The 2,766-nt window shown below is 71.0% G+C and carries 3 protein-coding genes and 1 pseudogene; all 4 read right to left on the reverse strand.

Annotation, left to right across the window (positions count from 1 at the left end; all coding sequences use genetic code 11):
* Nucleotides 1-34: 34 nt before the first annotated feature.
* Nucleotides 35-1,081 carry a hydrogenase expression/formation protein HypE gene (gene hypE / locus VJ693_RS25565; RefSeq protein WP_324158984.1) on the reverse strand — a complete coding sequence of 349 codons (1,047 nt, stop codon included), beginning with the start codon at nt 1,079-1,081 and terminating at the stop codon, nt 35-37.
* On the reverse strand, nt 1,078-2,229 hold the full coding sequence (gene hypD, locus VJ693_RS25570) for a hydrogenase formation protein HypD (protein WP_324158985.1): 1,152 nt from the start codon (nt 2,227-2,229) through the stop codon (nt 1,078-1,080). Before hypD ends, hypE begins: the two co-directional genes overlap by 4 nt.
* A complete protein-coding gene (locus tag VJ693_RS25575) occupies nt 2,226-2,459 on the reverse strand; it encodes a HypC/HybG/HupF family hydrogenase formation chaperone (protein WP_324158987.1) in 234 nt (77 codons plus the stop codon). The genes hypD and VJ693_RS25575 overlap by 4 nt, the downstream gene beginning before the upstream one ends.
* Nucleotides 2,450-2,766 (reverse strand): annotated as a pseudogene (locus VJ693_RS25580) (carbamoyltransferase HypF); the annotation flags it as partial. The gene VJ693_RS25575 and the pseudogene VJ693_RS25580, both read right to left, overlap by 10 nt.

The following is a 2,766-nucleotide window of genomic DNA, read 5'->3' on the forward strand; positions in this document are numbered from 1 at the left end:
AGCAGCAGGATGCGCAAGGCCGTGCTACGCCCTTTCAGCAGATGCGTGGCAACTGCTCGCCGCTGAGCCAATCGACCACGCGCCGGCCGCCAAAGCGGGTGTTCATCTGCACGAAGTGGTGCGGATCCTCGATGACGCTGCCGATGCGTCGCGCCGCCGCGCCGCGCGGGTGGGCCCGCATGGCGGCGAGCACCGCATCGGCCACCTCGGGCGCGCAGGCGGCGACCAGCTTGCCCTCGTTGGCCACGTACAGCGGATCGAGCCCTAGCAACTCGCAGGCGGCATCGACCTGCGGCAGCACGGGGATCTCGGCTTCGTCAATCAGCATGCCGACGCCGGACTGCTTGGCGATCTCGTTCAGCGTGGTGGCCAGGCCGCCGCGGGTCGGGTCGCGCAGCACGCGCACGCCTTCGCCTCCAACGGCCAGCATCGCCGCCACCAGCCCGTGCAAGGCCGCGGTGTCCGATTCGATGGTGGTCTCGAACTCCAGCGATTCGCGCTTGGACAGCACCGCCACGCCGTGCTCGCCGATCGTGCCCGACAGCAGCAGCACGTCGCCCGGCCGTGCCCGCTCGCCGCCGACCTGCACGCCCGGCGGCACCACGCCGACGCCGGTGGTGCTGATGAACACACCATCGCCCTTGCCGCGCTCGACCACCTTGGTGTCGCCGGTCACGATGGACACGCCCGCCTCGCGCGCCGCGGCGGCCATCGATTCGACCAGGCGCTTCAGCTCGGCCAGCGGGTAGCCTTCTTCGAGGATGAAACTGGCCGACAGGTACAGCGGCGTCGCGCCGAGCATCGCCACGTCGTTGACCGTGCCGTGCACCGCGAGGCAGCCGAGGTCGCCGCCGGGAAAGAAGATCGGCGAGACGACGTGCCCGTCGGTCGCCATCACGAGGCGCCCGGCCGGCGGCAGCGGCAACAGCGCGCCGTCGTTGCCCTGGGCGAGGTACTCGTTGTCGAACGCGGCGGCGAACAGCTCGGAGATCAGCTGCGCCGAGGCGCGCCCGCCGGCGCCGTGGTTCATGTCGACGCGACCGTTCTTCCAGTCGATCGGGCGCACGTAGTGGGGTTTCATAGGGAAACCTCCGTCGTCACCACGGGGATGTCGCGGAAGCGCCCGTACGAGTAGTGCGCAGCGCACGCGCCCTCGCTGGACACCATGCACGAGCCCACCGGGTTCTCGGGCGTGCAGACGGTGCCGAAGATCTTGCAGTCGGTCGGGCGCTTCACGCCGCGCAGGATCGCGCCGCATTCGCAGGCCTTGTTGTCGGGCACCGGCGTGTAGGCCAGGCCGAAGCGGCGCTCGGCGTCGAACTTCGCGAACGCCGGCCGGATGCGCAACGCGCTGTACGGCACTTCGCCCAGGCCACGCCATTCGAAGCGCGGGCGCAGCTCGAAGACCTCGCCGACCAGCTTCTGCGCCGCCAGGTTGCCCTCGCGCGTCACGGCGCGGCTGAACTCGTTCTCGACCTCGGCGCGGCCCTCGTTGACCTGGCGCACCAGCATCAGCACGGCCTGCATCACGTCCAGCGGCTCGAAGCCGGCAATGACCACCGGCTTGCGGTACTCGCGGGCGAAGTGCTCGTAGGGCTGCGAGCCGATCACGATGCTGACGTGCGCGGGGCCGACGAAGCCATCGATCGGCACCGTGCCGTACTCGCGCACCTCGGGCGACTGCAGGATGTGGGTGATCGCCGACGGCGTGAGCACGTGGCAGCACAGCACGCTGAAGTTGGGAATGTCTTCCTTCGCGGCCTGCGCAATGACCAGCGCGGTGGGCGGCGTCGTCGTCTCGAAGCCGATCGCGAAGAACACCACCTCGCGCCCGGGGTTCGCGCGGGCGAGCTGCAGCGCATCGGCGGCCGAATAGACCATCCGGATGTCGCCGCCGCGGGCCTTCGCCTTCATCAAGGAGAGCGCATCGGAGGCCGGCACGCGCATCGTGTCCCCATAGGTGCAGACGATCGCGCCACGCTGCAGGGCCAGGTTGATCGCCAGGTCGATGCGCCCGATCGGCAGCACGCACACCGGGCAGCCGGGGCCGTGCACCATGCGCACGTTGGGCGGCAGCAGCTCGGTGATGCCGTAGCGCGAGATCGCGTGGGTGTGGCCGCCGCAGAACTCCATGAAGCTGTAGCGGCGTGCCGGGTCGGCCTCGGCGCGCAGGCGCTCGCCGATCTTCCGGGCGAGATCGCCATCGCGGAATTCGTCGATGTACTTCATCGGGCAGCCTCCGAGGCGGCGGCCAGCTCGCCGAACATCGCCAGCGTGCGCGCGGCCTCGTCGGGGTCGATCATGCCGATCGCATGGCCGACGTGGACGATCACGTAGTCGCCGACCTTCGCGTCCGGCACCAGAGCGATCGAGACCGGCTTGCGCACGCCGCCAAGCTCGACCACGGCCTGGTCGGGCCCGGCCACGGACACCACGAGGGCAGGCAGGGCTAGGCACATGACGCTGCCTCCGTCGGCAGCCCGGCCGCCACGCGCTGCGCGGCCACCCAGGCCTGGCCGAGCGCGAGGCCGGCATCGCCGCAGTTCACGTCCTGCGGCAGCAGCACGCGCAGGCCGGCGCCGCGCAAGGCCAGGGCCACCCTGCCCGTCAGCACCTGGTTGAAGAAGCAGCCACCCCCGAGCGCGACGGTGCCCACGCCCAATGCATCGCAGGCCGCCGCGGCCCAGCGCGCCAGGCCGTGGGCCAGCACGACGTGGAACAGCGCAGCGCCCTCGCCGGCCGCCTTGCGCCCGCCGGCGTCGGCCA

The sequence above is a fragment of the Ideonella sp. genome, from assembly GCF_035254525.1.
Lineage (GTDB): Bacteria > Pseudomonadota > Gammaproteobacteria > Burkholderiales > Burkholderiaceae_C > Ideonella.